This window comes from Synechococcus sp. H55.10 (assembly GCF_047502715.1).
GTDB lineage: Bacteria > Cyanobacteriota > Cyanobacteriia > Thermostichales > Thermostichaceae > Thermostichus.
Window position 1 is genome coordinate 1 of sequence record NZ_JANSJJ010000139.1, and the last position, 3,458, is coordinate 3,458.

The 3,458-nt window shown below is 62.0% G+C and carries 5 protein-coding genes; 3 read left to right on the plus strand and 2 right to left on the minus strand.

Annotated features, from left to right (window positions below):
- Positions 1-534: DUF5682 family protein (locus tag NW858_RS09190; protein ID WP_414520342.1), on the plus strand; the 534-nt coding region annotated here is incomplete at its 5' end.
- 58 nt (positions 535-592) lie between these two features.
- On the opposite strand, the gene NW858_RS09195 is transcribed toward NW858_RS09190, so the two are convergent.
- Positions 593-1,681, minus strand: a complete 1,089-nt coding sequence (locus NW858_RS09195; RefSeq protein WP_414520343.1) for a redoxin domain-containing protein — start codon at positions 1,679-1,681, stop codon at positions 593-595.
- 49 nt (positions 1,682-1,730) lie between these two features.
- On the opposite strand from NW858_RS09195, the gene NW858_RS09200 reads away from it, so the two are divergent.
- Positions 1,731-2,417, plus strand: a complete 687-nt coding sequence (locus NW858_RS09200; protein ID WP_414520344.1) for a glycosyltransferase family 2 protein — start codon at positions 1,731-1,733, stop codon at positions 2,415-2,417.
- Here the strand turns inward: NW858_RS09200 and NW858_RS09205 are convergent, their stop codons facing one another.
- Positions 2,418-2,588, minus strand: a complete 171-nt coding sequence (locus tag NW858_RS09205; RefSeq protein ID WP_414520345.1) for a hypothetical protein — start codon at positions 2,586-2,588, stop codon at positions 2,418-2,420. It abuts the gene before it with no gap.
- 35 nt (positions 2,589-2,623) lie between these two features.
- On the opposite strand from NW858_RS09205, the gene NW858_RS09210 reads away from it, so the two are divergent.
- Positions 2,624-3,458: S8 family serine peptidase (locus NW858_RS09210; protein WP_414520346.1), on the plus strand; the 835-nt coding region annotated here is incomplete at its 3' end.

Below are 3,458 nucleotides of genomic sequence, written 5' to 3' on the forward strand. Positions count from 1 at the left end.
GGCATGCAACTGCTGCACGAACTCGCGCACAAACTGCCCTATCTGGAGACCGCCTTGTGGCTGGAGAACCTGCGCGAGACCGCGCTGAGCGAGCGGGCGCATGCGTATGTGGCGGGGCTGGGCTTGGGGCTGTTGGGTTTTGTGCGGATGCAGGACGAGGCGTTGTGGCTGCGGGCGCGGCGGTTCCTGTCGCCTGCGACGCCCCCCGAACAGGCGGCGGCGTTTCTGGAAGGGCTGCTGATGTCGCAAGGCGGCGCAGCGTCCCGTTCGCGCCCCTTCGTGCAGGCGATGCACGAGTTCGTGATGAGCCTGCCCGACGAGCTGTTTGTGCAGTCGCTGCCGATGTTGCGCCGCGCGTTCAGCCGACTCTCGCAGCACGACATCCACTACCTGACCGACACGCTGCTGCGCATCCTGGAAGGCGACGCCCCACGCACTGAGTCCCCCGTATCGGAAGCAAGCCTGACCCGCGAGCAGGTCGTCGCCGTCTGGGAGCAACTCGCGTGGCTGACCCGCGCGCCCGCGCGGGGGTAGAATCCCGAAGTGCGGAAGCCGAAGCTTCCGCACTCTGAACGCTATCCCGTGAAGACGACTACTTCTGCGCCGCTTTCTGGAACTTCTCGTAGCGGGCGCGAATCTCTTGTTTCGCGTCTGCAGGCATCGCGGGGTCTTTCTCGGCGAGGTCTACCGCCATCTTCTGGTACTTGAGCGCGTTCTGCACATCCCCGCTCTTGAAGTAGGCGTAGGCAAGCGTGTCGAGGATGGACGCATCCCCCTCTTTGGTCAGCTCGACGGCGCGCCGCGCAATCGTAATCGCTGCCTGGTAGTCGGGCGACTTGAGCGGCGGCTGGGTCTCGTCGTCCACGATTGTCCACGCGAGGATGTTCAGCACTTGCGCGTTATCTTTGAACTCGTTCTGCGCAAGTTGCAGCGCGTAGGCATACGCTTGCTTCTCGTCCACGCGCAGCAGGGTCTCGAAGCGCGTCACCTTCAAATCGGAGGCGAACTCGCTGTATTTGGGGATCATCGCATCGAGTTTGGCGAGCGCGTCCGCGTACTTGCGCTGCTGCATGAGTTGGACATACTCCGCGTAGTCGGCTTGGATGGCTTCCATCTGCTCGCGGAAACGCTTTTGCCGTTCCGCTTCCGCTTTCCAGTCGAAGTTGCCCGCCAGCACTTTGTCCAGCACCGTGTCCATGTTGTCCATCGGGTGCCCGATCCAGACGATGCGCTTCTGCTGGTCGATGACGAAGGCGGCTGGGATACCGTCTTGCCCCGCGGCTTCCATCCAGGTTTTGGCGATGACGCCTTCTGCGCCGTCCACCGCGACGGTGTAGTTCATCTGGTTGCCCATGTCTTGCACAAACTTCTCCACGCGCTGGATGTGGGCGTTCGGGTCGTTCGCGTCGGCGCGCTCCCATACGCTGACGCCGATAATCGTGACCTTATCCTTGTATTTCTCGGCGAGTTTGGTCAGGTGGGGGATGGTCTGTCGGCACGGACCGCACCAAGTCGCCCAGAACTCCACGACATAGACCTTGCCTTGTTGGAACTCCTTGACGGGTTGTCCCTTGACCCATTTGGCGACGGGCAGGGCGGGGGCGGGGTCGCCCACCGTGAGCGTCTGCGCCCAGCCGCTGAGCGCAAGCGTGAGTGCTGCTACGGTAATCGCGTATCGCATCGGAATCACCTCGTGGGGATAGTATACTTAAGACGCGCGAGAGTCGCCGATGGATGAGCCGCTGATTACGGTCGTCGTGCCGATTTACAACGAGGAAGGCACGCTGCTGGAGTTGTTGGAGCGTTTGCGCCGCGCCCCGTTCCGCAAGGAGATTATCGTCGTCGACGACGGTTCCACCGACAAGACGCCCGACATCCTCGCCGAGCAGCGCGATATTGTCGCGTTGCGCCACGAGCGCAATCGGGGCAAGGGGGCGGCGATTCGCACCGCGCTGCAGCACGCCACAGGCGACATCCTCATCATCCAAGACGCCGACCTGGAGTACGACCCGAACGAGATCCCGAAGGTGGTGGCGCCGATTATCAAGGGCGAGGCGCAGGTGGTGTACGGCTCGCGCTTTTTCAGGGGCTTGCCGCGCGAGATGCCGCTGCCGAACAAAATCGCGAATATCCTGTTGGCGTGGGCGGTACGAATCCTGTTTCGCTACCCGCTCACGGACGAGGCGACCTGCTACAAGGCGTTCCGCACCGACCTGCTGCGCTCGATGAACCTCAAGTGCGAGCGGTTCGAGTTCTGCCCCGAGGTCACGGCGAAGTCGCTCAAGCGCGGCGTGCCGATTCGCGAGGTGGAGTTGCTGCACTACCGTCCGCGGCGCAAGGCGGAAGGCAAGAAGATCCGCTGGACAGACGGGCTGGAGGCGATTTGGACGCTCCTGCGCTACCGCTTTCGGGACTGATTAGCGCGCCACTTCCTGGACTTCGTAGCACTCGATGCGGTCGCCCTCTTGGTAGCCGTCGAATCCTTCCAGCGTGATGCCGCATTCGTAGCCTGCGGCGATTTCGCGGCGGTCTTCCTTGAGGTGGCGCAGCGTGCTGATTTTCTGGTCAATTGCCCATCCAGAGGGCATACTGGTGGCAACAATTTTGGATCCCGAGGGCGTGCATGATGAACTTCAGACGCTGGTTGGGTCTCTGCTGCGCTGGCCTGGTGGCACTGCTGGTGACGGCCTGCGGTAAGGGACCCACCCCCTACGACAGCATTGTGGTCAACTTTGTCAACACGGCCACTCCCACTGAGATTGCTGCTCTTGCCAAAGCCTACAATTTGCCGCTGCGACCCAGCAGCAACAGCGCTTTTGCCCGCCAGGAGGCTATTTACCTGTTTGATGTGAATGCGGAACATCCAGGAGCCACACGGCGGCTAATCCAACGGCTCTCGCGGGAAGCCCTGGTCGAGTATGCCCACCCCAATTACCAATTCCAGGCCGCTTTTGTGCCCAACGATCCCCACAATCCCCAGCAAAGGAACCTCCGACCCAACCGCATCCCGGAAGACTGGGACATCTCCCAAGGGGAAGGGGTAACGGTAGCCGTGGTGGACACTGGGGTGACACGGGTGCCGGATCTGGCCCAAACCGAATTTGTGAAGGGCTACGACTTCGTGGATGACGATGAGGATCCCACCGACCTCAACGGCCATGGCACCCATGTGGCGGGCACCATCGCCCAATCCACCAACAACACCCTAGGCGTGGCCGGGGTCGCCTTCAAGGCCAAGATCATGCCGGTGCGGGTGCTGGATGCCAATGGCTTTGGATCCCTGTCGGATGTGGTGGAAGGGATCCGCTATGCTGCTGACCACGGCGCCACAATCATCAACCTCAGCCTGGGTAGCCGTGCCTCTGCCCAACTGATGGAAGAGGCCGTAGCCTATGCCCACAGCAAAGGGGTGACGGTGATCGCAGCCGCCGGCAATGAAAACTCAAGCGAGGTGAGCT